Consider the following 22,970-nt stretch of genomic DNA (forward strand, 5'->3'; position numbering starts at 1 on the left):
GACCCGACGAACATGGGGCGTTACCGTCTGCTCGGCCGGCTCGGTTCCGGAGGCATGGGAAGCGTCTACCTCGGCCGGACGCCCGGGGGACGGCCCGCCGCGGTCAAGGTCATCAACGCCCATCTCCAGTACGACCCGGCGGCTCTGCAGCGCTTCCGTCGTGAGGTGGAGACGCTGGGGACCATCCGCAACGCGTTCACGGCCGCGCTCATCGACGCCGAGGTGGACAGCCCGCCGTTCTGGATGGCGACCGAGTACGTGCCCGGCCCGACGCTGGCCGACGCGGTCGCGGCGGCGGGGCCCTTCCCGGTCGACCTCGGCCGTGCCGTGCTGGCCGCGCTGGCCGAGGGACTCGCGGACGTCCACGTACACGGTGTGCTGCACCGGGACATCAAGCCGCAGAACGTCATCCTCTCGGCCACGGGTCCCCAGCTCATCGACTTCGGGATCGCCCGCAGCGACGACATGTCGAACATCACGCAGGTCGGCACCGCGATAGGCACCCCCGGATTCATAGCCCCCGAGAGCCTGACCCGGAGCGAGGCGGGGCCGCCGTCCGACGTGTTCGCCCTGGCCGTCACCCTGGCCTACTGCCTCACCGGCCGCGCGCCGTACGGGCAGGGCTCGTTGGCGACCGTCTCCTACCGCACCGTCCACGAGGAGATGGACCTCGCCGGGGTTCCCGCGGAGATGGCCGAGCTGATCGCCCTCTGCGCGCACAAGGACCCGGCGATGCGCCCCGAGCCGCAGCGCATCGTGGAGCTCTGCGCCAGCGAGACCGACATCGTGCGGCATCCCGCCTACCAGCGGATCATCGCCATGGCGCCCGCCTCGGACACGGCAGCGGCGGCCACTCCCGGTGTCTCACCCGTTCCCCCTGTTTCACCCGCGCCCGCGGGACCGTATGCGCCCACCGAGATCAACGCGACCGCACCCGCGGACGCCGCCGCGCCGGGCACTCCGGCCCCGGCGACCGTCACCCGGACGCGGTTCCTGCCTCCCCCGACGCGGGCCGAACCGGCCGGCACGTCCGCGCCCGCGCCCGGCACCCGATCGGCCTGGTTCGGCCGCAAAGCGCTCATCGCCGCCGGCGCCGTGGTCACTGTCGCCGTCGTGGCCGCCACCGTGTTCGCCCTGCAGAGCTCCGGCTCGACCGCCGACGCCAAGGACCCCAAGGGGTCCGCGAGCCGCGGCGGCTCCCACCGGAGCACGGCCGACACCGGCGATCCGGAAGCGAGCAAGACGCCGGAGAGCCCCGCGCCGCTGCCGGAGACCCTGGCGGTTCAGCCGCGGCGGACCCTGCGGACGGGTGAGTTCCTGCAGACCGCGCACATGAAGCTGCTCATGCAGCCGGACGGCAACCTCGTCGCCTACGACGTGAACGACAAGGCCACCTGGGCGTCCCTCACCTCCGGTGAGAACTACAAGGCCGTGTTCCAGGAGGACGGCAACCTGGTCGTCTACACCGCCGACGACAAGCCGGTGTGGGCCACCAACACGGGATACCCCGACGGAGGATCCGTCCTCGAACTCCGCGCCGACGGCAGCTTCGCCGTCACGAAGAACGGCCAGGACCTCTTCCTGAGCACCAAGGACACCACCGAGAAAGGCTGACCCGTCCGCTCGGCTCCGGGGCGGTCACCCCATCTTGATGCGCAGGAACGTCACCGAGTTCGCCGGGAAGGTGTACGTGAACTCGCCTGCCACTCCCGAGAAGGTGGACGTGACCGGTGCGACTGCCGTGTCCGTCTCGGTGTTCACGGCGTCGGGCGCGGCGGCGAGGGTGGTCACCGCCGCCTTCGGGCGGACCTTCGCGCCACCGAGGTCGACCGCCGTACGGGCGTCCACCGCCTGGGCGTTGACCACCTTGACGATCAGGTCGCCGGTCCTCTTGTCCTCGGTGACCACCTGCCGGAACGGCTCGGCGGGCTTGTCGTCGGTGAAGCTTCCCCACTCCTGGCCGTCGAGGTAGAGGGTCACCTGCCGACCGCGCACCGTGATGTCGATGTCATAGGCGCGGCCCGTCTCGATGGTCCCGGCCTTGGAGATCAGCGTCGACTTGCCGCCGTCCACGGCCTGTTCGACGGCGGACTGGGTGTTGTTCCAGCCGCCCAGGTTCCACCAGTAGTAGTTGCCGGTGTCCTTGACACCGAAGGCGACGAGGAAGCCCTCCTTGCCGGCCTTCTTGGTGGCCTTCACGTGCACGTCGTAGTCCTGCCAGGCGGGGTCGCCCGCGGACACCATGGTGTTCTCGGCGGCCTCGTCGCTCTGCACGTACTGCCCGTCCTGGACGCTCCAGCTCCCGCCGCCCGTGTGGGTCCACCGCGAGGCGTCACCGGAGAAGTCGTCGGCGAGGAGTTCCGTGCCGTCCGCGCCGGTCACCCGCACATCGTCGTAGGCGGCGCTCGTCGCCCACGTCGACAGGCCGACCGCGCCCGTGATGGGACCGCTCACCGACGGTGTGCCGGTCGCGCTCGACGGCACGACCCGGTCACCGACGTTGCGCATGAAGAGCTTCTGCACCTCGTAGTTGGCGGAGTTCCAGGAGGCGTGGTTGTTGAACCAGATCAGGTCCGGGCGCCACTGCACGTAGTCCTCGTTGGCGAGCAGCGGGGCGTACGAGGCGAGCTTCACGACGTCCGCGTTGCGCTCCAGGCCGGTCATGAACGCGGCTTCGGAGAGGGCGTTCTTGAACGTGTTGCCCTGGGAGGCGTACTCGCCGAGGAAGACCTTGGGGCCGTTCCTGTCGTACGAGTCGTAGCGGTCGTTGTTCTGCAGGAACCACTGCGGGCTGTTGTAGTAGTGCTCGTCGACCATGTCGACGTTCGCTTCCCGGTTGAGCTCCCAGGCCGTGTCGAACGTCGAACCGCTGTCGTCGGGGCCGGAGTTGGAGACGACGGTGACGTCCGGGTACTTCGCCTCGATGGCCGCGCGGAACTGCTTGAAGCGCTCCAGGTACTCGTTCGGCAGGTTCTCCTCGTTGCCGACCGCGAGGTGGGTGAGGTGGAAGGGCTTCGGGTGGCCCATTCGCGCCCGCTTTCCGCCCCACTCGCTGGTCACCGGCCCGTTGGCGAACTCGACGAGGTCCAGGGTGTCCTGTATGTGCCGCTTCAGCAGCGCGTCGTCGTCGACGGCCTGGTTCTGGCCGCAGCCGGTGACGAGGGCGGGCACCACGGGCAGCGGCATGGCTCCGACGTCCTCGGAGAACTGGAAGTACTCGTAGTAGCCGAGGCCGTAACTCTGGTTGTAGCCCCAGAAGTTGGAGTTGGTCGCGCGCTGTTCGACCGGGCCGATCGTGTCCTTCCACTGATACGCGCGCTTGCGCTCCCAGCCGGACTCCTCGTCGTACCCCTTCATGCTGCCGGTGTTGACCAGGCAGCCGCCAGGGAAGCGGACGAACGCGGGGTCCAGTGCGGCGATCTTCCGGGCGAGGTCCGCCCGCAGGCCGTGACCCTTGTACGTGTCGCGCGGGATGAGCGAGATCATGTCGAGCGCGGCAGGGCTGCCCGACGCCACCGTGAGGCGGCCGGCGGCGCTGGTGCGGGTCGCGGTGAGGCGTGCCGTGTACTTGGCCCAGCCGCCGCGCGCGGTGACGCGGCGGGCCTGCGCCAGCTCGCCGTCGGCGTCCTGGAGGGTCACCGTGAGGGCGGAGGATCCGTCGGCGCGGGCCCATACCGAGAAGTCGTAGGTCTTGCCCTCCTGCACCGAAAGGCCGGTGTTGTAACCGGAGTTGGTGACGGACGAGCCGGCGCCCAGGGCGAGGTAGGTGCGGTTGCGGGCGTTCAGCCGGCCGTCGTCGTCCGCGGTCGCCGCGGTGCCGGTGGTGGCCCAGGAGGTGAGCGGGGTGTACGCGCGGTTGTCGGCGGTCGAGTACTCGAACGACCGGTTCTGCACCAACTCCGCGTACAGGCCGCCGTCCGCGGCCCGGTTGATGTCCTCGAAGAAGACGCCGTACATGGTGTCGTCGATCCGCGCGCCCGTGGACTTCGGGTCGACCGTGATCGCGTAGTCGGTGGCGTCCTCGGCCGCGGGACCGGCCGCTGCGCCGGCGGGGGCGGCGTTCACCGGGGGCGGGACGAGGAACGAGGCGGCCAGCAGAGTGGTGGCCGTGAGGGCGAGCCTCCAGCGACTGCGGGTGCGGGTGCGGGCATGTGACATGGATCCTCCGCGGCTCTGAAGAGGCGTGTCTGAGAGGAAGCAGCGTGTTCGACCTGTCGGACGCTGATCAATACTTCGAACGGCAAGATAGGTAGGGGGCAGGATCACGTCAATGGGTTGGACAGGAGAGGCCGCGGTGACGGAGGGGATGGCCGGATTCCGGCCGGTGGGCGATGTGCTGGCCTACCTGGCCGGGAGCTGGCTCGTGGAACGTTCCGTGCGGGATCTCGCGAGCGGGGCGACGGGCGCCTTCCGGGGGACGACGGTGTTCGAGCGGCTGGACAACGACCGCTCCGGCCCCTTTTCGGGGCTGCTCCACCGTGAGTCCGGCACCTTCGTGTGGCAGGGCGTGACCCGGCCCGCCGAACGCACCCTAAGGTTCCTGCCGGGCGACGGGTCCAGCCGGGCCGACGTACGGTTCGCCGACGGCCGCCCCTTCCACGATCTGGATCTCGCCACCGGCAGGTATGTCACGGATCATCCCTGCTCGGCGGACCTCTACCGGGGCGAGTTCAGCGTGTACGACGCGGACCGCTGGCGGACGGTGTGGCGGGTGGGCGGCCCCGCCAAGGACCTGGTCCTCACGACGGACTACACGCGTTCGTACTGAGCGTCGAAGCGGAGGTTCCAGCGGCCGGCCCAGCCGATGAGGGTGGCCGTCGACACCGGGCGGACGTCGAAGTTCCAGTACGTCGACGGGTGCGCTTTCAGGGCGTAGACGAGCGCGGCGCGTACGACCGAGGGTTCCGCCACGGCGACGATCCGGCCGCCGTCGTCGGCGGGGCGGGTGTCGAGCCAGCCGCCCACCCGCTGGACGAACTCCACCAGCGGCTCGCCGCCGTGGGCCGCGGAGTACGGGTCGGCGAGCCAGGCGTCCACCGCCTCGGGTTCACGGGCCATCGCCTCCCCGAGGGTCAGACCGCGCCAGCGGCCCATGTCGCAGTCCCGCAGGGCCGGCTGGGCCAGCGGCGCGAGGCCCAGCGCGTCACCCGTGGCCCGGCTGCGCGGGGTCGGCGAGCAGTACCGCAGCTCGGCCGCGGCCAACGGGATGAGGGCATGCGCGACGCGCTGCACCTCGCCCCAGCCCGCCTGGTCCAGCGGCCGGTCGTCGTCGAAGCGCTCGGCGAGCAACGAGGAACCGCGGGCGGCGGCGATCAGCGTGACCCGAACATGCATGCGGCGATCGTGAGCGCCGGAACTGCGCAGGTCAAGAGCTGATGGAGGGCACACACGGAATATGCACGCGAGGCCTCGCACAAAGTACGCGGGACAGCGCACGGAAGGAGAATTCAGGACAACGTCATTCGAGGCCGAGCGCCATCCACCGGTCGGGCCGGTCGAGCACCTTGAACCCGAGCTTCTCGTAGACCCCGTGCGCGTCATGGGTGGCGAGCAGCACGCGGCGCAGGCCGAGGGGCCGCAGGTGGTCGCGTACGGCGGTGACCAGGGCGGTGCCGAGCCCCTGGCCCCGCGCGGACCGGTCGACGTACACATCGCAGAGCCAGGCGAAGGTCGCCCCGTCGGTCACCACGCGCGCGTACGCCGCCTGGTCGCCCGACACCGTCTCGTACACACCGAAGTTGAGCGATCCGGCCATCGCGCGCTGATGCTTCTCCCGGGGCCGGTCGAGCGCCCAGTACGCGTCGTCGGCGAGCCAGCGGTGGACCCGGTCGACGTCGACGCGCGCGGAATCGGTGGAGATCTCGTAGCCCTCGGGCAGGCTGGGTATGTCGGTCATGGCGGGAGAGTCGCAGGTCAGGCTCCCGCTGTCGAACCGGTTTCGACGCAGGCCGTGCGCAGCCTGCGGACGCCCTCGGTGATCTCGGCGGTGCTCGCGACCGCCGCGAAGCTGAGGCGCAGGTGGGCCGCCGGCGGCTCTGCGCTGAAGTAGGGGCGGCCCGGGGTGACGGCCACGCCCGCGCGCAGGGCGGCGGACAGGAGCGCCGACTCTCCCTCTGAGCCGAAAGCCCGGGAGGCACCCCCAGTGCCGTCGGGCAGGCGCAGCCACAGCTGGTAGCCGCCGGACGGGATGTGGGGCAGGGCGAGTTCGGGCAGCCGCAGGCGCAGTGCGGCGGCCATCGCGTCGCGCCGGACGCGCAGTTCGGCCGAGACGGCTCGCAGATGGCGGGGCCAGGCGGGCGAGCCGACGAGTTCCAGGGCCGCCTCCTGGAGCGGCCGTGGCACGAAGAAGGTGTCGACGATCTGGATCGCCCGCAGCCGTTCGAGTACAGGCCCGCGGGCGGCCAGCGCGCTCACCCGGAAGCTCGGCGAGGTGGCCTTGGTCAGCGAGCAGACGTGCACGACGACTCCGTCGGGGTCGTCCGCGGCCAGCGGACGCGGCAGCGGCCCCGCGTCCTCGTGCACGAGCCGGCGTACGAAGTCGTCCTCGACGACGAAGGCGCCCGCCTCGCGGGCGATCCGCAGCACTTCCCCGCGCCGCTCGGGGGCGAGCACCGCGCCGGTCGGGTTCTGGAACAGCGGCTGGCAGACGAACACGCGGGCTCCGGTGGCCCTGAAGGCATCGGCGAGCAGTGTCGGCTTCACCCCGTCCCGGTCCACGGGCACGGGCACGGGCCGCAGTCCGGCCGCGCGGGCGATCGCCAGCATGCCGGGATACGTGGGCGACTCGACGAGGACCGGAGCGCCGGGCGGGGCGAGTGCGCGCAGCGCGGTGGTCAGCGCGGACTGGCCGCCGGCCGTGATGAGTACCTCGGCGGCGGTGATGGCGCCGCCGATGCCCCGTGCGAACCACTCGCGCAGCTCGGGCAGCCCGTCCACCGGCGGGCGTGCCCAGACGCCCGGTCGGCGGCCCGCCCGGGAGAGCGCCGCGGCCATCGCCCGTTCCGGCTGCAGCGAGGGGTGCAGATAGCCGCCGTTGAACTCGATGACACCCGGCGGCGGGGCGGCCAGCGAGACGAGCACGCCCGAGGCGTCCACCGTGCGGGGTACGAGTTCGGTCGTGGCGTCCGCGCTGAGTGCGACCTCCTGCCATGAGGTGTCCCCGACGGCCGGCCCGGCGGCGCGCGGCTCGGCCCGGAACGCCCCCGCCCCGGGCCGGGTCACCACCAGGCCCTCGGCGGAGAGCTGGGCCAGTGCCCGGGACACGGTCACGGGGCTCACCCGGAACCGCTCGACGAGTACGCGACTGGACGGCAGCTTTCCACCAGGAGAGTAGCGGTCCAGCTCGTTCCGCAGCCGACCGGCCAGTTCAGCGACACTGCTACGCTCATGCATGAGAGCAGAGAATAGCGCTACCGCGCAGACCTCGATAGCGGTGCACGGCGTGTCCAGTGTGTCCGGCACGCCCGGCAGCCCTTCCGCGGACGTCCGGGACTCCGGGCGGCCGGATCCCCGTGCCGGGACCCTCATGGCCGCGCTCGGCGTCGTCGCCTTCTCCCTCACCTTCCCCGCCACCGCGTGGGGCCTTGAGGGCTTCGGCCCCTGGTCGCTCGTGGCTGTGCGGAGCGTCCTGGCCGCCGTCGTCGCGGGCGGCTGTCTGCTCACCCTGCGCGTCCCGCCGCCCGGCCGCCGCCACTGGGCGGGGCTCGCCGTCGTCGCCGCCGGAGTCGTCCTCGGCTTCCCCGTGCTCACCACCCTCGCCCTGGAGACGTCGACCACCGCGCACGCCGCGGTCGTCGTCGGTCTGCTCCCCCTGACGACCGCCCTGTTCTCGGCCCTGCGTGTCGGCACGCGCCCCTCCCGCACCTTCTGGGCGGCGGCGTCGGCGGGCGCCGCCGTGGTCATCGCGTTCACCGTGCGGCAGAGCGGCGGCGCCCTGAGCAGCGCGGACGCCTACCTCTTCGGCGCCCTTCTCGTCTGCGCGGCGGGCTACACGGAGGGCGGCCGGCTGGCCCGGGTGATGCCGGGCTGGCAGGTCATCGGCTGGGCGCTGGTCCTGTGTCTGCCGCTCACGGTGCCGGTGGCCGCGATCGCCCTGTCGTACGAGCCCGTGGAGCTCACCGCGCACAGTGTGACCGGGCTGCTGTGGGTCGCGTTCGGCTCGCAGTTCCTCGGCCTGGTCGTCTGGTACCGCGGGATGGCCGCGATCGGCATCCCGAAGGCCAGCCAACTGCAGCTGGCCCAGCCGCTGCTCACCCTGGTGTGGTCGGTGCTGCTCCTGGGCGAGCACCTGACCCCGGCCGCCCCGCTGACGGCGGCCGCCGTGCTCGTCTGCATCGCGGTCACCCAGCGGGCCCGGGGCTGACCGGTTCGTACGGCCCGGCCCCAACGCGCGCCACCCGCCGTAGACTCGCGGTCACGAAGCGCCACTCCCGTGCGGAACGAGGAGGCCCTGGAGATGCAGGCAACCGTAGGCGACCAGCTGCTGGTGCACGGCAGGACCGTCGGGCAGCACGACCGGGTCGCGGAAGTCATCGAAGTGCTCGGACAGCAGGGGAGTCCCCCGTACCGGGTCCGCTTCGAGGACGGTCACGAGGCCCTGATGTCTCCCGGCCCCGACTGCGTGGTCCAGCGCCACGGGGACACCGCCCGCTGAATCAGCGGGTGGGCTTCGCCGGCTGTTGGTAGTGGTCCGCGACCACTCTCGCCATGGCTCCGATCCGGTCGGCGGCCACTTCCTTGGCCGAGAAGAAGACGTGCCCGCCCACCTGCGGATGGTTCGCGGCGAGGGTGAGGTGCCCGGACAGCTCGGCCGGGTCCTGCCAGGCCGCCGGCTGCGCCGGGTCACCGGCCTTGTAGAGCGCCTCGCCCACGTACAGCTTCGTCCCGCTGCCCTGCGCGACCTGCGACCACCAGGGGACGAGCTTCGCGTAGTCGGCCGCGGCGAAGCCGATGTTCCAGTACAGCTGCGGGCAGATGTAGTCGATCCAGTTCTCCCGGACCCATTTCCGGGTGTCCGCGTGCAGGTCGTCGTACGTCTGCACGCCGGCCCGGCTGTCCGAGCCCAGCGGGTCGGTCGCGGCGTTGCGCCACACCCCGAAGGGGCTGATCCCGAACCGCGTGCCGGGCCGGGCCTCCTTGATCCGGGCGGCCGTCTCCAGCACCAGCCGGTCGATGTTGTCGCGCCGCCACGCGGCCCGGTCGGGGAACTGCACGCCGTGCGCGGCGTACGCGGCGTCGTCGTCGAAGACCTGGCCCGCGACCGGGTACGGATAGAAGTAGTCGTCCCAGTGGACGGCGTCCACGGCGTACTTCCCCACCGCGTCCAGCATCGCGTCCTGCACGAAGGCGCGGACCTCGGGCAGACCGGGGTTGTAGTAGAGCTTCCCGCCGTAGGGCACGATCCAGTCGGGGTGGACGCGGGCCGGGTGCGAGGCCACGAGCCGCGCCGGGTCGGTGTGGTTGGCGACGCGGTACGGATTGAACCAGGCGTGCAGTTCGAGCCCTCGCGCATGGGCCTCCGTGACGGCGGTGCCCAGCGGGTCCCAGCCGGGGTCCTTGCCCTGGACACCGGTCAGGTACTGCGCCCAGGGCTCGAAGGGCGAGGCCCACAGGGCGTCGGCCGTGGGGCGCACCTGGAAGATCACGGCGTTCAGCCGGCGCTCCACCGCCGTGTCGAGGTGCGCGAGCAGTTCGGCGCGCTGCTGCGCCGCGGTGAGGCCGGGCTTCGAGGGCCAGTCGCGGTTCGCCACGGTCGCCAGCCACATGCCGCGCAGCGCGCCGGCGGGGTCCCGGCGCCGGTGCCGGCGGCCACCGGAGTCGCCGTGCCCGCCCCTGTCTCCGCCACCGCCCCCTCCCTGGGACAGTTCCGCCGCCACAGCCACTCCCGCCGTGACGAGTCCCGACAGTCCGGCCGCCGCGGCCGTCGCGAATCCCCGTCGTGACATACGCCCCATGCCGCACATCCCAAACGCAGTGGGTCCGCCCGGTCACGGACCGTTTACCCCGCACAGCATGCCCGACCCGGCCCGTCGTACGTGGACAGATCCGGAGTAACGTGCTTCGCGTCGGCGGGTACCGGACAACGGACACCCGCCGGACCCATGACAGTGAGAGCGGACAGTGAGAGCGAAAGGGACGATGTGACCGACATCGAACGCGTCGGAGTGGTGGGCTGCGGCCAGATGGGAGCGGGCATCGCCGAGGTGTGCGCCCGCGCCGGCCTGGATGTGAAGGTCGCCGAGACCACTGGTGAGGCGTTGGAGATTGGCCGGACCCGGCTCTACAACTCGCTCTCCAAGGCCGCCGAGCGCGGCAAGATCTCCGAGGAGGAGCGGGACGCCACGCAGGACCGGCTCTCCTTCACGACCGACCTCGGCGAGTTCTCCGACCGCGATCTGGTGATCGAGGCGGTCGTCGAGAACGAGCAGGTGAAGACGGAGATCTTCCAGGTGCTGGACCAGGTGGTGGTGCGCCAGGACGCGATCCTCGCCTCGAACACCTCCTCCATCCCGCTGGTGAAGCTCGCCGTCGCCACCTCGCGCCCCGACCAGGTCATCGGCATCCACTTCTTCAACCCGGCCCCGGTGCAGAAGCTCGTCGAGCTGATCCCGGCGCTGACCACCTCCGAGGGCACCATCAGCCGGGCGCAGTCCCTGGTGGAGAAGATCCTCGGCAAGCACGCGATCCGCGCCCAGGACCGCTCGGGCTTCGTGGTCAACGCGCTGCTGATCCCGTACCTGCTCTCCGCGATCCGGATGTTCGAGTCCGGCATGGCGAGCCGCGAGGACATCGACAACGGCATGGAGCTGGGGTGTGCCCATCCGATGGGACCGCTCAAGCTGTCCGACCTGATCGGGCTCGACACGGTGGCTTCGGTCGCGTACTCGATGTACGAGGAGTACAAGGAGCCGCTGTACGCGGCTCCGCCGCTGCTTCAGCGGATGGTCGACGCCGGGCGTCTTGGGCGGAAGTCGGGATCCGGGTTCTACACGTACCCGTAGGCGCCCCGTCCGGCTCCGGAGGGTGCGGATCGTCTGTCTGCTGCGGGTCCGCCGTGGCCGGGCGCGCAGTTCCCCGCGCCCCTGAAAAAGCACTGCGGTCACCCTCTGTGTAAGTGTTGGCCTGTGCGGGCCCGGCTCTCTTTTGAGGGCCGGGCCCGCCGTATTCACACACCGTGTGCGCTCCGGGCCCGCATATGCCCCTCGCACACGCTCCCCACGCACCGACCAGGCCTGTTGACTTTCCGTGCACGTGTAGGGGATGTGACCACTACGGAAAGGAGCGGACACGTGACCGCCGACCCGGAGCATCCCGTGGTCCGAGGAGAAGTCGCAGAGTTACGTCGTCGTCTCGATGTGGCCCATGCCACCGTCGAGGGCTGCATGACTCTGCTCAGTCATCGCGCCGAACAGACCGCCAAGGAGCTCGACGACCTGAGTACCCGGGTCATCGCGCTGGAGCACACCCGCTGGCCGCTGCGCGCGGTCGCGGTCGTCACGGCAGTGGGCGCGCTGGCCGTGGCGGTCTGGCAGGCTCTGGGCCGATGAGCCCGTGGACGCGGTGGGGGATCAGGGCAAGGCGTCCTGCCCGAGCCTCAGATGGTGCAGGAGGAGCAGCGCGGCAGCCATATTGGCGGCCGGAACCTCACCGCGGGCGACCATGTCGGGAGCGAGCTTCAGGGGAACCCATTCCCGGCGGTCGGACTCGAAGTCGTCCACAGGATGCCCGATGTACGCGCCCTCGTCGGCCCAGTAGATGTGGTGCCGGGCGTCGGTGAGCCCGTTCGAGGGCTCGACGCTCATCAGATGGCGCAGAGGTCCCGGCCGCCAGCCGGTCTCCTCCTCCAGTTCGCGGGCCGCCGCGACGGCGATGTCCTCACCGTCCTCGACGACCCCCGCGGGAAGCTCCCATCCCCAGCTGTCGGTGATGAAGCGGTGCCGCCACAGAAGCAGCACCTCGTTCGCCTCGTTCACGACAGTGGCCACGGCGACGGGCCGCAGCCGGATTAAGAAGTGATCGAGATGCCGGCCGTCGGGCAATGCGACATCTGCGAGATTGACGCTGAACCAGCGATTTGCGTACACGATTTGTTCGTTCTGTTTCGTCCACTGCACTTTTCTGCCACCTTTCGACGGGTAGGTGGCAATATCGCAGGAGGAGTGTCCACACAGCAGGCTCGCAGCGGGCTCGCAGCGGGCCGCTCCCGGCGCAGCGGCAGGCGCGAAGGCACCCGCCCAGGAGGACTCAGGGACCCCGAGGGCGGTCGGGACGATCGATGGTCGGAGCGTTCTCTAGAGCGGCACGCGCAGGGCTCCGTCGATGAGTTCGGCGGCCTCGGAGGTGCCCGCGCATCCGCTGGCCACCAGGTGTTCGCGTACCGCCCGCAGTCTGTCGCGCAGCCGCTGGGACTCCATCCCCCGCGCCCGTTCCGCCATCTCGACGGCGGTGACCACCGCTCTGTCGGCGTTCCCCTGGCGCAGTTCGATCTGGCTGAGCATCGCGAGCCGGTGCACCCTGCCCCGGTCGTGCGCCGGATTGTTGACCGCGGCCGCCGCGTGCTCCCGCGCGGCGGTCAGGTCGCCGAGGCTCAACAGCGCCTCCGCCACCTGCACATTGACCAGGCCCGGCTGGACATAACCGGTCTCGTCCGGCTCGTAGCCGCGCCGGATACGGTCGGCGGCCCGCTCGGCACGCCGGATGCAGGACAGCGCGCTGCTGCCGTCTCCGAGGTGCGCGTACGCCTTCGCCTGCATCGCGGAGAGGTCCGACGCGAGCGCCGGCGTGATGTGCCGCCCCGCGGCGCGCAGCGCTGCCTCGGCGAAGGCCACCGCCTGCCTGTGCTCACGCATGAACAGCGCCTGGTTGACGAGGAGGGCGATCACATAGGCGCCAAGTCCTCTGTCCCCGCTGGCCTTCGCGAGTCTGAGCGCCTGGTGGAAGTAGCGCTGGGCGAGCCCGTGCGCGTCGGAGTCGTACGCGCAGATGCCCGCGATCGCCACCAGGCCGCCGGTGGCGCGGTGGAGCTGACGGCCGGTGGCGTCGGTGTAGCTGCCGCGCAGGAGCGGCGCGGTCTCGGAGTTGAGGAACCCGACGATGCGCGTACGGGTCGCGACACCGCCGGCCTTGCGGTACATCTGCTCGTAGTGGGCGCGGGCGGCGCGCAGCATCTCGATGTCGGACATGCGTACGCGGTGGCGTCCGCCGCGTGAGACGTCCACGTCCTCCGGCGGGTTCTCCCACTCCCACACGGGCATCACGGCGGGCGTGCCGGTGACGGCGGGGGCGCCGAGTATGTGCGGGCGCTGCTGTTCGTCGGAGCGCCACAGCGCGGTGGCCCGCTCGACGAAGCCGGAGAGCGTCGTGCCGTGCGGGGTGGCCGGTACGCCGGGCACCCCGAGGCCGATGTCGTCGAGCGTGACGGGCCGGTGAAGCCGGGCGGCGAGGACCTCGCAGATCAGGTCGGGCACCTGGCCACGCGGGCGCTGCCCCTTCAACCACCGTGCCACCGCGGTGTGTTCGTAGCGGAGCGCGAGACCACGCACCCGTCCTGCCTGGTTCACATGGGCGGCGAGCCCCGCGTGTGAGATGCCGGCCTCGTCGAGGATCGCGTCGAGCAGAGTGTTGGGCTGCATGAAGGCCATCCGAGGGCTGGGTGCAGACGGTGCTTTTCAACCTAGCGCCTCTGCCTTCACACGGGGTGTGAACGGAGTGCCCGAATCCGGGCAGTGTGCGCGCTGTCGCGGAGAGTTGTGAGCCGGTTGACTGAAATGCCTCGCAAGAGGCCGGCCGGGCCGCCGGCTCCCCCTCGTACAGTGCGGCGGCCCGGAACCACGCCGTCCGCCCCGCCGCCTGCCCGACACTCCGTGGCGGGCGGACGGCGCCGTTCCACCGGCCGCGCATCGCACGGCGGAGCCGCACCCGTCACAACCCCGCGCCCCCAAGGGGCGTTGCCACTTGCTCTCGGTAGGGTGCCGGAACCTGTGTTCTGCCGTTGGCCACGACCAGGAGGGCCGCGTCGTCGGACGGGAGACCCCCCGCGTGCGCGAGCAGTCGGGTGAAGACGGTGCCCAGTACCTCCTGTGCGGAGGCCGGGTGGGTGCGGGTCGCCTCGGTCAGGGCGGCGGGCAGGGGGAAGAAGCGGCCCGCGCTGTCGCGGGCGTCCTCGGCGCCGTCCGTGTACAGGAACAGCGCCTCGCCCGGCAGCAGGGGCCCGCAGCGGACGACGGGCAGTTCGGCGGGGAGCGGGAAGGCCCCGAGGGGCGGCAGCGGATCACCGAGACCGAGACGCTCCACGCGTCCTCGTTCCCGGCCTCTCGCCTCGGCCGGCCCCCCGTCCGCGCGCAGCAGATACGGCCATGGGTGCCCGCAGTTCAGGGCGCGCGTCTCGCCGTCGTGACCGATCTCCAGAAGCAGTACGGTGACGAACTCCTCGGCGACCGGGTTGTCGGGGTCGGGCCCGGACGAGGGGTGCTCGGCCTTGGCGCGCTCCCTGAGATGGCGGGTCATGGCGCGCTCCAGTCTCCGCAGCACGCCGGGGAGTTCGGGTTCGTCGTGGACGGCCTCGCGGAAGCTGCCCAGTACGGCGGCGACGGTCCCGATGGCGGCCAGTCCGTGCCCGCGGACGTCGCCCATCACGACCCGGACGCCGTGTTCCGTACCGATCACCTCGTACAGGTCGCCGCCGACACTGGCCCCGCGGTCCGCGGAGACCTGGGCGACCGCGACGTTCAGGCCGTCGACGCTCGGCGGCAGCGGACGCAGGAGGACGCCCTGGGCGGCACCGGCGACCCGGCGTATCTGCCGTAACTCCCACAGCAGCCGTCGTCTGACGTGCAGCACAAGACCCGTGCCGACGGCGAAGAACACGGCGCAGGTGGCGATCCGCGCGCCGAGCCCGTTCTGCTGGGCGAGCGGACAGGCCAGCTTGTAGGTGATCGCCACCGCGCCCCAGGCGGTGGGCAGTCCCAGTGCGAGCAGGCGACGCAGCCGCGGTTGACGGCGGGCGCGGCCCCTGGCGCGACCGAGTGTCAGGTGCCTCCCCCGGGGCCCTGCCCGACGGGGCACCCCAGCGTTGATACGGATCATGACGATGGCCCCCTAGGCCCTGTTCAGCGCAGGCACCGGCCTGTTCGGCCGGGTCGACTCTGTGAACCGCGTGCCCTGAACGACCCGAATCACCACACTTGTCACCCAAAAGAGTGAGGTAACCACAAAGCACAAAGGGCGCCCCACAAGGGGCGCCCTGAAGGGGCGCGGGGAACTGCGCGCTCAGCCACGATGCATCCGCACCACCCGACCGACAACCCGCAGTCCCCCGCCACAACCGGCGAAGCTAACTCCGCAGAACGGCCCCCGTACGCGAGCCCGCGAGGGCGACCGCCGAGTCCCGCGCCGCGGACGCCTCATCCACGGTCAACGTGCGATCACCCGCACGGAAGCGCAACGCGTAAGCGAGCGACTTCCGCCCCTCACCGAGCTGCTCCCCCTCGTACACGTCGAACAGCCGCACGGACTCCAGGAGTTCACCCGCGCCCTCGCGCAACGCGGCCTCGACCTCGGCGGCCGGCACGTCCCGCGCGACGACGAGCGCGACATCCTGCGTGGCGACCGGGAACGCGGAGATGCGCGGCGCGGCGAGCGCACCGGCGCCCGCCTGCTCCAGGAGATCGAGCTCGATCTCCATGGCACAGCTGCGCTCCGGCAGATGCAGCGCCTTGACGACCCGCGGGTGCAGCTCACCGGCGTGACCGACGAGCGTCTCCGCGCCGTTCACCGTGACGTACAGCGCGGCGCAACGGCCCGGGTGCCAGGGCGCGTGCCGGTCACCGCGCACGGTCAGTTCGACACCGGCCTCCCGGGCCACCGTACGCGCGGCCTCGACCGCGTCCGCCCAGTCCGCCGGGCGTCCCTTGCCCCACCAGCCGGCCTGCTCACGGGCGCCCGCGAGAACGACGGCGGCACGGCGCGGCTGACGCGGCAGCGCGGAGTCGATCCCGGCGATCTCCTCGTCGGTGGGACGACGGTCGACAGGCAGCCGCTCGGCCTTGTTCTCCTGCCCGGTCGGCCGGAAGACCAGTCCGGTCTCGAAGAGCGCCAGGTCGTGCGAGCCCCGGCCGTCGTTGCGGCGCAGCGCGCCGAGGAGCCCCGGCAGCAGCGTCGTACGCATCGCGGGCTCTTCGTCGGAGAGCGGATTGGCCAGCGTCACCACGGTGCGGCGCGAGTCGTCGGCCTCCAGGCCGAGCTGGTCGAGCACCCCGGTGCCGATGAACGGGTAGTTCAGCGCCTCCACGTACCCGGCGCCGGCCAGCGCGCGGCCGACCCGGCGGTGCAGCCGCTGCCGGTCGGTCAGGCCCAGGCCCGCGGGGGGCCTGGGCAGCGTCGAGGGCAGGTTCTCGTAGCCCTCAAGCCGGATGACCTCTTCGGCCAGGTCGTTCGGGTCGGTGAGGTCGGGCCGCCAGGACGGCACGGTCACGATCAGCTCGTCCTGGCCGTAGACGTCGCAGCCGACCTGCTGGAGGCGGCGTACGACGGTCTCGCGGCCGTAGTCGACGCCCGCGACCCTGTCCGGGTGGTTCGCCGGGATGGTGATGGTGTGCGGCGCGGACGGCGAGCTGATCTGGGTGACGCCCGCGTCGGCGGTGCCGCCCGCGAGCAGGACCAGCAGGTCGACCGTGCGCTGGGCAGCCGCCGCCGCGGCCTCCGGGTCGACGCCCCGCTCGAAGCGCTTGGACGCCTCGGAGGCCAGCTTGTGCCGGCGGGCCGTGCGGGCGATGGAGATCGGGTCGAAGTGGGCGGCCTCGACGACGACCTCGGTGGTGGTTCCCTCGGTGTCGTCGATCTCCGTGCTGGCACCGCCCATGACGCCGGCGAGGCCGACGGGCCCGCGGTCGTCGGTGATCACCAGGTCCTCGGCGTCCAGCGTGCGCTTGGTGCCGTCGAGGGTGGTGAGCTTCTCGCCCCGCTCGGCCCGGCGCACGCCGATCGCACCCTGGATCCGGGAGCGGTCGTACGCGTGCAGGGGCTGCCCCAGCTCCAGCATCACGTAGTTGGTGATGTCGACGGCCAGCGAGATCGGGCGCATGCCCGCCTTCTGGAGGCGGCGCGTCAGCCAGATCGGGGAGCGGGCCTCGGGCGACAGACCGGTGACGGTCCGCGCGGTGAAGCGGTCGCAGCCCAGCGGGTCGGCGACCTGCACCGGGTACCCGAAGGCGTTGGGGCCCGGCACGTCGAGCAGCGCCGGGTCGCGCAGGTCGAGGCCGTAGGCGGTGGCGGTCTCGCGGGCCACGCCGCGCATCGACAGCGCGTAGCCGCGGTCGGGCGTGACGGCGATGTCGAGGACCTCGTCGACGAGTTCGAGCAGCTCGATCGCGTCGGTGCCGACCTCGTGCTCCGGCGGCAGCACGATGATGCCGCCGCTGCCGTCGTCGCCCATGCCCAGCTCGTCGCCGGAGCAGATCATGCCGTGCGAGGTGTGGCCGTACGTCTTGCGCGCGGCGATCGCGAAGTCGCCGGGCAGCACGGCGCCGGGCAGGACCACGACGACCTTGTCGCCGACGGCGAAGTTGCGGGCGCCGCAGACGATCTCCTGCGGCTCGCCGGTGCCGTTGGCACTGCCGACGTCGACGGTGCAGAAGCGGATGGGCTTCTTGAAGCCCTCCAGCTCCTCGATGGTCAGCACCCTGCCGACGACGAGCGGCCCCTTGAGGCCGGCGCCGAGCTGCTCGACCCGCTCGACCTCAAGGCCGGCGGACACGAGCTCGGCCTGCACGTCGCGGCCGGTCTCGGTGGCGGGGAGGTCGACGTACTCCCGCAGCCAGGAAAGCGGGACCCGCATCAGATCTCCATCCCGAACGGCCGGGTGAACCGGACGTCACCCTCGACCATGTCTCGCATGTCTTCGACGTTGTGGCGGAACATCAGCATCCGCTCGATGCCGAACCCGAAGGCGAATCCGCTGTACTTCCGGGGGTCCACACCGCAGGCGGTGAGCACCCGCGGGTTGACCATGCCGCAGCCGCCCAGCTCGATCCAGCCCTCGCTGGAGCAGGTGCGGCAGGGGCGGTCTGGGTTGCCGACGGACTCGCCCTTGCAGACATAGCAGAGCATGTCCATCTCGGCGGACGGCTCGGTGAAGGGGAAGTAGTTCGGCCGCAGCCGGGTCTTCATGTCGGCGCCGAAGAGCGAGCGGACCATGTGGTCGAGGGTGCCCTTGAGGTCGGCCATGGTCAGGCCCTCGTCGATGGCGAGCAGCTCGATCTGGTGGAAGACCGGGGTGTGCGTGGCGTCCAGCTCGTCCGTGCGGTACACGCGGCCGGGGCACACGATGTAGACGGGCGGCTCACGGTCCAGCATGGCGCGGGCCTGCACCGGCGAGGTGTGCGTGCGCAGCACGACACCGGACTCGTCGCCCGTGCCCTCGGAGCCCTTCGCGCCCTTCGCGCCCTGGACGAAGAAGGTGTCCTGCATCTGCCGGGCCGGGTGGTCCGGGGTGAAGTTGAGGGCGTCGAAGTTGAACCACTCCGCCTCGACCTCGGGGCCCTCGGCGATCTCGTACCCCATGGACACGAAGACGTCCGCGACCCGCTCCATCATGGTGGTCAGCGGGTGCCGGGCGCCGGCCGGTACACGGTCGTGGGGCAGTGTGACGTCCACGGCCTCCTCCACCAGCACACGGGCGTCCCGCTCGGCCTCCAGTTCGACCTGGCGGGCGGCTAGTGCCTTGTTCACCGCGCCACGGGCCTGGCCGACGAGCTTGCCGGCGGCGGCCTTGGCGTGCGGGGGCAGGGCGCCGATCTCGCGGTTGGCGAGGGCCAGCGGCGAGGCTCCGCCGGTGTGGGCGACCTTGGCCTCCTGGAGCGTGTCGAGGTCACCGGCGGCGGCGAAGGCGGCGAGCGCCTCGTCCCGCATGCGCTCGATCTCTTCCGGTTTCAGTGCCTCGACCTCAACAGGGTCGTACGACTTGTTCGGTGCCGACATCTCTTCCCGTGCTTCCGATTGGTTGGCCGGAGGTCCCCGTCGCGACTCGCGGGACGCCCTGTCCCTGAAAAGGGGACGCAAAGGTGCCAAAGGCCGAGTCTAACGGGGGTGAGGTGTGCGAATGCGCCCGTGGGGGCCGCTTCGGCGTTACTGCAGATACGCCGGGGTGCCCACGGGCAGCGTAAATCGGAACTGTGCGCCGCCCTCGGGGGCGCGGCCGACCGTGATGGTGCCGCCATGGGCTTCGACGATGCCCTTGACGATGTACAGCCCGAGGCCGGTGCCGCCGCGCTTGCTGCCCCGCCAGAAGCGGGTGAAGACGCGGTTCATGGACTCCTCCGGGATTCCGGGGCCCTCGTCGCTCACCGTGACCGACGTGCAGACGTCCTCCCCTTCGCGGGGTGACGGCGCGGGCTCCACGTCGATGGTGACGGTTCCCTCGCCGTGCCGCACCGCATTTTCCAGCAGGTTGCTGAGCACCTGGTCGACCTTGTCGGGGTCGGCCCACAGGTCGGGCAGCGGCTGGCCGATGCGGAGCAGGAAACGGTCGGCGGACTGTCCCGAGGCCACGTACGCCTGGATGTGGCGGCCGACCGCGGCACCTATGTCCACGGGCTGACGCCGTACCTCCAGGCGCCCGGAGTCGATGCGGGAGATGTCGAGGAGCTCGGCGATGAGGCGGGTGACGCGGTCGGCGTCCGCGTCGACCGTCTCCAGCATCAGCTTCTTCTGGTCGTCGGTGAAGCGCTCCCACTTGGCGAGCAGCGTGGCCGTGAAGCCCTTGACGGAGGTGAGCGGCGAGCGCAGTTCGTGGGCGACCGTGGCGATCAGCTCGGCGTGGCTGCGCTCGGTGCGGCGGCGGCCCTCGGTGTCGCGGAGCGAGACGACGACCCGGCGGACCGGGCCGGTGGGCCGCACCCGCACGTACCGCGCCGTGACCAGGACCTCCCGGCCGCCCGGGAGCAGGAGATTGCGCTCGGGCTGTCCGACCCGGATCGCGAGACCGCCGTACGGGTCGGTCAGCTGCCACCAGCGGCGGCCTTCGAGGTCCTCAAGCGGCAGGGCCCGCTCCAGATGGTGGCCGAGGGCCTCGGCGGCGGGGGTGGCGGTGATCCGGGCGGCGGCGGAGTTGAAGCAGATCACCCGGCCGCCTTCGTCGGCGATCACGAGGCCGTCGGGGAGGTCGTCGGGGTCGACGCCGAGTCCCGCGGGATCGGCGTGCCGGGGCGCGGGAGCGTTCCGCGCCTCGTGTGCCCGCAGCGCGCTCTGCGCACCGCTCGTGCCGACACTCATCCCCGTACCCCACCTCTCGTCCGGCATCCGGGGCAACCTCCCTGCTCAGGCGCAGCCGAGAGCTTGGGGGCGGGTCCCCGGGCCCGTCACCCTACTAGCTGGGAGTGACCGGACGGACCCCCTCAGGAACGAGCACGGCGGGCACGCTGCGCGCGAGCCGACGCGTAGAGACATACGGCGGCGGCCGTCGCGAGGTTCAGGCTTTCGGCCCTGCCGTGGATCGGTACGCGCACGACGGCGTCCGCCAGCGCACGCGTTTCCGCCGGGAGCCCCCACGCCTCGTTGCCGAAGACCCAGGCGGTCGGCCCGCCCATGGTGCCCTTGTCGAGTTCGTCGTCCAGGTCGTCCTCACCCGCGCCGTCGGCGGCCAGGATGCGTACGCCGGCGTCCCTGAGTCCTTGCACGGCCCGCTCCACGGGTACGCCGACCGCGACGGGCAGATGGAACAGCGAGCCGACCGACGCCCGTACGGACTTGGGGTTGTAGAGGTCGACGGAGGCGTCGGTGAGGACGACGGCGTCGGCGCCGGCCGCGTCGGCGCAGCGCAGGACGGTGCCCGCGTTCCCGGGGTCCCGCACATGCGCCAGGACGGCGACCAGCTCGGGCCGCGACGCGACGATCTCCCCGAAGGGGGTGTCCAGGAAGCGGCAGATCCCGACGAGTCCCTGCGGGGTGACGGTCGTCGAGATGTCCGCGATGACGTCGTCGTCGGCGAGGTGCAGCCGGGCTCCGGCGTCCCGGGCCTCCCCCACGATGTCGGCGTACCGCTCGGCGGCGTCGACCGTGGCGAACAGTTCGACGAGCGCGGGCCCGCTTGCGACGCGGTGGGCGGCGGCCTCCCGCACGGCCTGGGGCCCCTCGGCGAGGAACAGCCGCTCCTTGCCCCGGAAGCTCCGCCGCGCGAGCCGCCGGGCGGCGGAGACGCGCTGCGAGCGCGGGGAGATCAGCTCGGGGCCGCTGGACATGAGTTCACCTTCGGTTCACGGACGGGGGCGGGGCGTACCGCTCGCCGCGCCGGGAGGGACGGCCCTCTCGGGCAGAAACCTCCTGGACAGAACAAAGGTGGGCCCGCAGCCCTGAGGCAAGCGAGCCCACACAGAGGTTCCGGCCGGGGCCAGCGCCAGCGTCACGCAGCCTTGGGCGCGTTGACGTCCGACGGCAGGGCCTTCTGCGCGACCTCGACGAGCGCGGCGAAGGCGTTGGCGTCGTTGACGGCCAGCTCCGCGAGGATCTTGCGGTCCACCTCGATGTTGGCGGCGTTCAGACCCTGGATGAGGCGGTTGTACGTCATGCCGTTCTGACGGGCCGCAGCGTTGATGCGCTGGATCCACAGGCGACGGAAGTCGCCCTTGCGCTTCTTGCGGTCGTTGTAGTTGTAGACCAGGGAGTGGGTGACCTGCTCCTTGGCCTTGCGGTACAGACGCGAACGCTGACCGCGGTAGCCCTTGGCGGCCTCTAGGATCGCCCGGCGCTTCTTGTGGGCGTTGACTGCCCGCTTGACGCGTGCCACTTGTTAACTCCTTGCAGCGGGACCGTGGTGGTCGTCACACGGTCCGAAATCGATGGGGTCCCGGTCCTGACATACGGCGCCGCGGCGCCGGCACGTCACTTGCCGAGAAGCTTCTTGATCTTCTTGGCGTCGCCCGGGGCCATCTCGGCGGTGCCGGTGAGGCGGCGTGTCACGCGCGACGACTTGTGCTCAAGCAGGTGGCGCTTGCCGGCACGCTCGCGGAGCACCTTGCCGGAGCCGGTGATCTTGAAGCGCTTGCTGGCACCGCTGTGCGTCTTGTTCTTCGGCATGGCGCCGCTCTCTCCTCGTCGGTGGCGTTCCTGTGCCCGGTCGTCAGACCGGGCACAACGGAACGTCATATGTATGGGTTGACGTCCCCGGACTCGCGTCCGGAAACCCCTGGGACTCGCACCCCGGGATCAGGCTTCGGCGGGAGCCTCGGCCGGGGCCTCGACGGCCTCGGTCTCGGTGACCTCGGTCTCGGTGACCTCCTCGTCGGAGATCTCGTCACCCGCGTGGTTCTGCGACTTGCCCGGGTTGGCCTTCGCCTCCGCCTTGCGGGCCGCCTGGGCCTCGCGGGCTTCGGCCATCGCCTCTGTCTTCTTCTTGTGCGGGCCGAGAACCATGATCATGTTTCGGCCGTCCTGCTTCGGGTTCGACTCGATGAACCCGAGATCCTCGACGTCCGTGGCGAGACGCTGCAGCAGTCGGTAGCCGAGTTCCGGCCTGGACTGCTCGCGACCACGGAACATGATCGTGATCTTGACCTTGTCGCCCTGCTTGAGGAACCGGACGACGTGACCCTTCTTGGTGTCATAGTCGTGCGGGTCGATCTTCGGCCGGAGCTTCATCTCCTTGATGACCGTGTGCGCCTGGTTCTTGCGCGCCTCACGGGCCTTCATGGCCGACTCGTACTTGAACTTCCCGTAGTCCATGAGCTTGCAGACCGGCGGACGCGCGGTGGCGGCCACCTCGACCAGGTCGAGGTCGTACTCCTGCGCAAGCTCCAGGGCCTTGGCAAGCGGGACAATCCCGACCTGCTCACCGCTGGGACCGACAAGTCGTACCTCGGGAACGCGAATCCGGTCGTTGATGCGGGGCTCGGCGCTGATGGATCCTCCTCGGATAGCACCACACGGCTGTCTGGCAGACAGCTCGCGTACGTCTTTACACTGAACCAACCGCCGTGGGA

20 protein-coding genes and 1 pseudogene are annotated in these 22,970 nt (G+C 71.2%); 6 read left to right on the top strand and 15 right to left on the bottom strand.

The window, feature by feature from the left end; translation table 11 throughout:
- Window positions 1-12 precede the first annotated feature (12 nt).
- Window positions 13-1,614 carry a protein kinase gene (locus ACIOKD_RS10610; RefSeq protein WP_402081038.1) on the top strand — a complete coding sequence of 534 codons (1,602 nt, stop codon included), beginning with the start codon at window positions 13-15 and terminating at the stop codon, window positions 1,612-1,614.
- 24 nt (window positions 1,615-1,638) lie between these two features.
- Here the strand turns inward: ACIOKD_RS10610 and ACIOKD_RS10615 are convergent, their stop codons facing one another.
- Complete coding sequence (locus ACIOKD_RS10615) at window positions 1,639-4,158, bottom strand: alpha-L-arabinofuranosidase C-terminal domain-containing protein (RefSeq protein ID WP_402081041.1); 2,520 nt, start codon at window positions 4,156-4,158, stop codon at window positions 1,639-1,641.
- Between the two features lie 148 nt (window positions 4,159-4,306).
- On the opposite strand from ACIOKD_RS10615, the gene ACIOKD_RS10620 reads away from it, so the two are divergent.
- On the top strand, window positions 4,307-4,768 hold the full coding sequence (locus tag ACIOKD_RS10620) for a DUF6314 family protein (RefSeq protein ID WP_402081713.1): 462 nt from the start codon (window positions 4,307-4,309) through the stop codon (window positions 4,766-4,768).
- On the opposite strand, the gene ACIOKD_RS10625 is transcribed toward ACIOKD_RS10620, so the two are convergent.
- The 3 genes from ACIOKD_RS10625 to ACIOKD_RS10635 form a co-directional block, all read right to left on the bottom strand.
- Entirely contained in the window at window positions 4,750-5,334 is a 585-nt protein-coding gene (locus ACIOKD_RS10625; RefSeq protein ID WP_402081043.1) for a histidine phosphatase family protein, read from the bottom strand. The two genes, ACIOKD_RS10620 and ACIOKD_RS10625, sit on opposite strands and share 19 nt — an antisense overlap.
- A gap of 124 nt (window positions 5,335-5,458) precedes the next feature.
- Complete coding sequence (locus ACIOKD_RS10630; protein ID WP_402081046.1) at window positions 5,459-5,896, bottom strand: GNAT family N-acetyltransferase; 438 nt, start codon at window positions 5,894-5,896, stop codon at window positions 5,459-5,461.
- Between the two features lie 17 nt (window positions 5,897-5,913).
- Window positions 5,914-7,392: a PLP-dependent aminotransferase family protein gene (locus ACIOKD_RS10635; RefSeq protein WP_402081048.1), complete on the bottom strand. Its 1,479-nt coding sequence runs from the start codon at window positions 7,390-7,392 to the stop codon at window positions 5,914-5,916.
- Here ACIOKD_RS10635 and ACIOKD_RS10640 point away from each other — a divergent pair.
- A complete protein-coding gene (locus ACIOKD_RS10640) occupies window positions 7,391-8,362 on the top strand; it encodes a DMT family transporter (protein ID WP_402081050.1) in 972 nt (323 codons plus the stop codon). The genes ACIOKD_RS10635 and ACIOKD_RS10640 overlap by 2 nt on opposite strands.
- A gap of 93 nt (window positions 8,363-8,455) precedes the next feature.
- Window positions 8,456-8,653 carry a DUF1918 domain-containing protein gene (locus ACIOKD_RS10645; RefSeq protein WP_402081052.1) on the top strand — a complete coding sequence of 66 codons (198 nt, stop codon included), beginning with the start codon at window positions 8,456-8,458 and terminating at the stop codon, window positions 8,651-8,653.
- A 1-nt stretch (window position 8,654) separates the two neighbouring features.
- On the opposite strand, the gene ACIOKD_RS10650 is transcribed toward ACIOKD_RS10645, so the two are convergent.
- Complete coding sequence (locus ACIOKD_RS10650; protein WP_402081055.1) at window positions 8,655-9,953, bottom strand: glycoside hydrolase family 10 protein; 1,299 nt, start codon at window positions 9,951-9,953, stop codon at window positions 8,655-8,657.
- A 147-nt stretch (window positions 9,954-10,100) separates the two neighbouring features.
- Here ACIOKD_RS10650 and ACIOKD_RS10655 point away from each other — a divergent pair, with 147 nt between their 5' ends.
- A complete protein-coding gene (locus ACIOKD_RS10655) occupies window positions 10,101-11,000 on the top strand; it encodes a 3-hydroxybutyryl-CoA dehydrogenase (RefSeq protein WP_402081057.1) in 900 nt (299 codons plus the stop codon).
- A gap of 288 nt (window positions 11,001-11,288) precedes the next feature.
- Window positions 11,289-11,546, top strand: a complete 258-nt coding sequence (locus tag ACIOKD_RS10660) for a hypothetical protein (RefSeq protein WP_189772944.1) — start codon at window positions 11,289-11,291, stop codon at window positions 11,544-11,546.
- A gap of 21 nt (window positions 11,547-11,567) precedes the next feature.
- On the opposite strand, the gene ACIOKD_RS10665 is transcribed toward ACIOKD_RS10660, so the two are convergent.
- The 10 genes and pseudogenes from ACIOKD_RS10665 to infC form a co-directional block, all read right to left on the bottom strand.
- Window positions 11,568-12,113 carry an NUDIX hydrolase gene (locus ACIOKD_RS10665; RefSeq protein WP_107019813.1) on the bottom strand — a complete coding sequence of 182 codons (546 nt, stop codon included), beginning with the start codon at window positions 12,111-12,113 and terminating at the stop codon, window positions 11,568-11,570.
- Window positions 12,114-12,290: 177 nt separating this feature from the next.
- Entirely contained in the window at window positions 12,291-13,631 is a 1,341-nt protein-coding gene (locus tag ACIOKD_RS10670; protein ID WP_402081061.1) for a transcriptional regulator, read from the bottom strand.
- A gap of 289 nt (window positions 13,632-13,920) precedes the next feature.
- A complete protein-coding gene (locus ACIOKD_RS10675) occupies window positions 13,921-15,084 on the bottom strand; it encodes a PP2C family protein-serine/threonine phosphatase (protein WP_402081064.1) in 1,164 nt (387 codons plus the stop codon).
- A 247-nt stretch (window positions 15,085-15,331) separates the two neighbouring features.
- Window positions 15,332-17,833, bottom strand: coding sequence for a phenylalanine--tRNA ligase subunit beta (pheT, locus tag ACIOKD_RS10680; protein WP_402081066.1), 2,502 nt, complete (start codon window positions 17,831-17,833; stop codon window positions 15,332-15,334).
- Window positions 17,833-18,975 carry a phenylalanine--tRNA ligase subunit alpha gene (gene pheS, locus ACIOKD_RS10685; protein WP_402081069.1) on the bottom strand — a complete coding sequence of 381 codons (1,143 nt, stop codon included), beginning with the start codon at window positions 18,973-18,975 and terminating at the stop codon, window positions 17,833-17,835. Before pheS ends, pheT begins: the two co-directional genes overlap by 1 nt.
- A 147-nt stretch (window positions 18,976-19,122) precedes the next feature.
- On the bottom strand, window positions 19,123-20,268 hold the full coding sequence (locus ACIOKD_RS10690; protein ID WP_402081715.1) for an ATP-binding protein: 1,146 nt from the start codon (window positions 20,266-20,268) through the stop codon (window positions 19,123-19,125).
- Between the two features lie 122 nt (window positions 20,269-20,390).
- The gene (locus ACIOKD_RS10695; protein WP_402081072.1) at window positions 20,391-21,233 is read right to left on the bottom strand and encodes a TrmH family RNA methyltransferase; all 843 of its coding nucleotides are present in this window, start codon (window positions 21,231-21,233) and stop codon (window positions 20,391-20,393) included.
- Window positions 21,234-21,394: 161 nt separating this feature from the next.
- The gene (gene rplT, locus ACIOKD_RS10700) at window positions 21,395-21,778 is read right to left on the bottom strand and encodes a 50S ribosomal protein L20 (RefSeq protein ID WP_329212826.1); all 384 of its coding nucleotides are present in this window, start codon (window positions 21,776-21,778) and stop codon (window positions 21,395-21,397) included.
- A 95-nt stretch (window positions 21,779-21,873) separates the two neighbouring features.
- Complete coding sequence (gene rpmI, locus ACIOKD_RS10705) at window positions 21,874-22,068, bottom strand: 50S ribosomal protein L35 (RefSeq protein ID WP_114658338.1); 195 nt, start codon at window positions 22,066-22,068, stop codon at window positions 21,874-21,876.
- Between the two features lie 129 nt (window positions 22,069-22,197).
- Window positions 22,198-22,915 (bottom strand): annotated as a pseudogene (gene infC / locus ACIOKD_RS10710) (translation initiation factor IF-3).
- Between the last annotated feature and the right edge of the window lie 55 nt (window positions 22,916-22,970).

It is taken from the genome of Streptomyces sp. NPDC087844 (assembly GCF_044742785.1).
GTDB lineage: Bacteria > Actinomycetota > Actinomycetes > Streptomycetales > Streptomycetaceae > Streptomyces.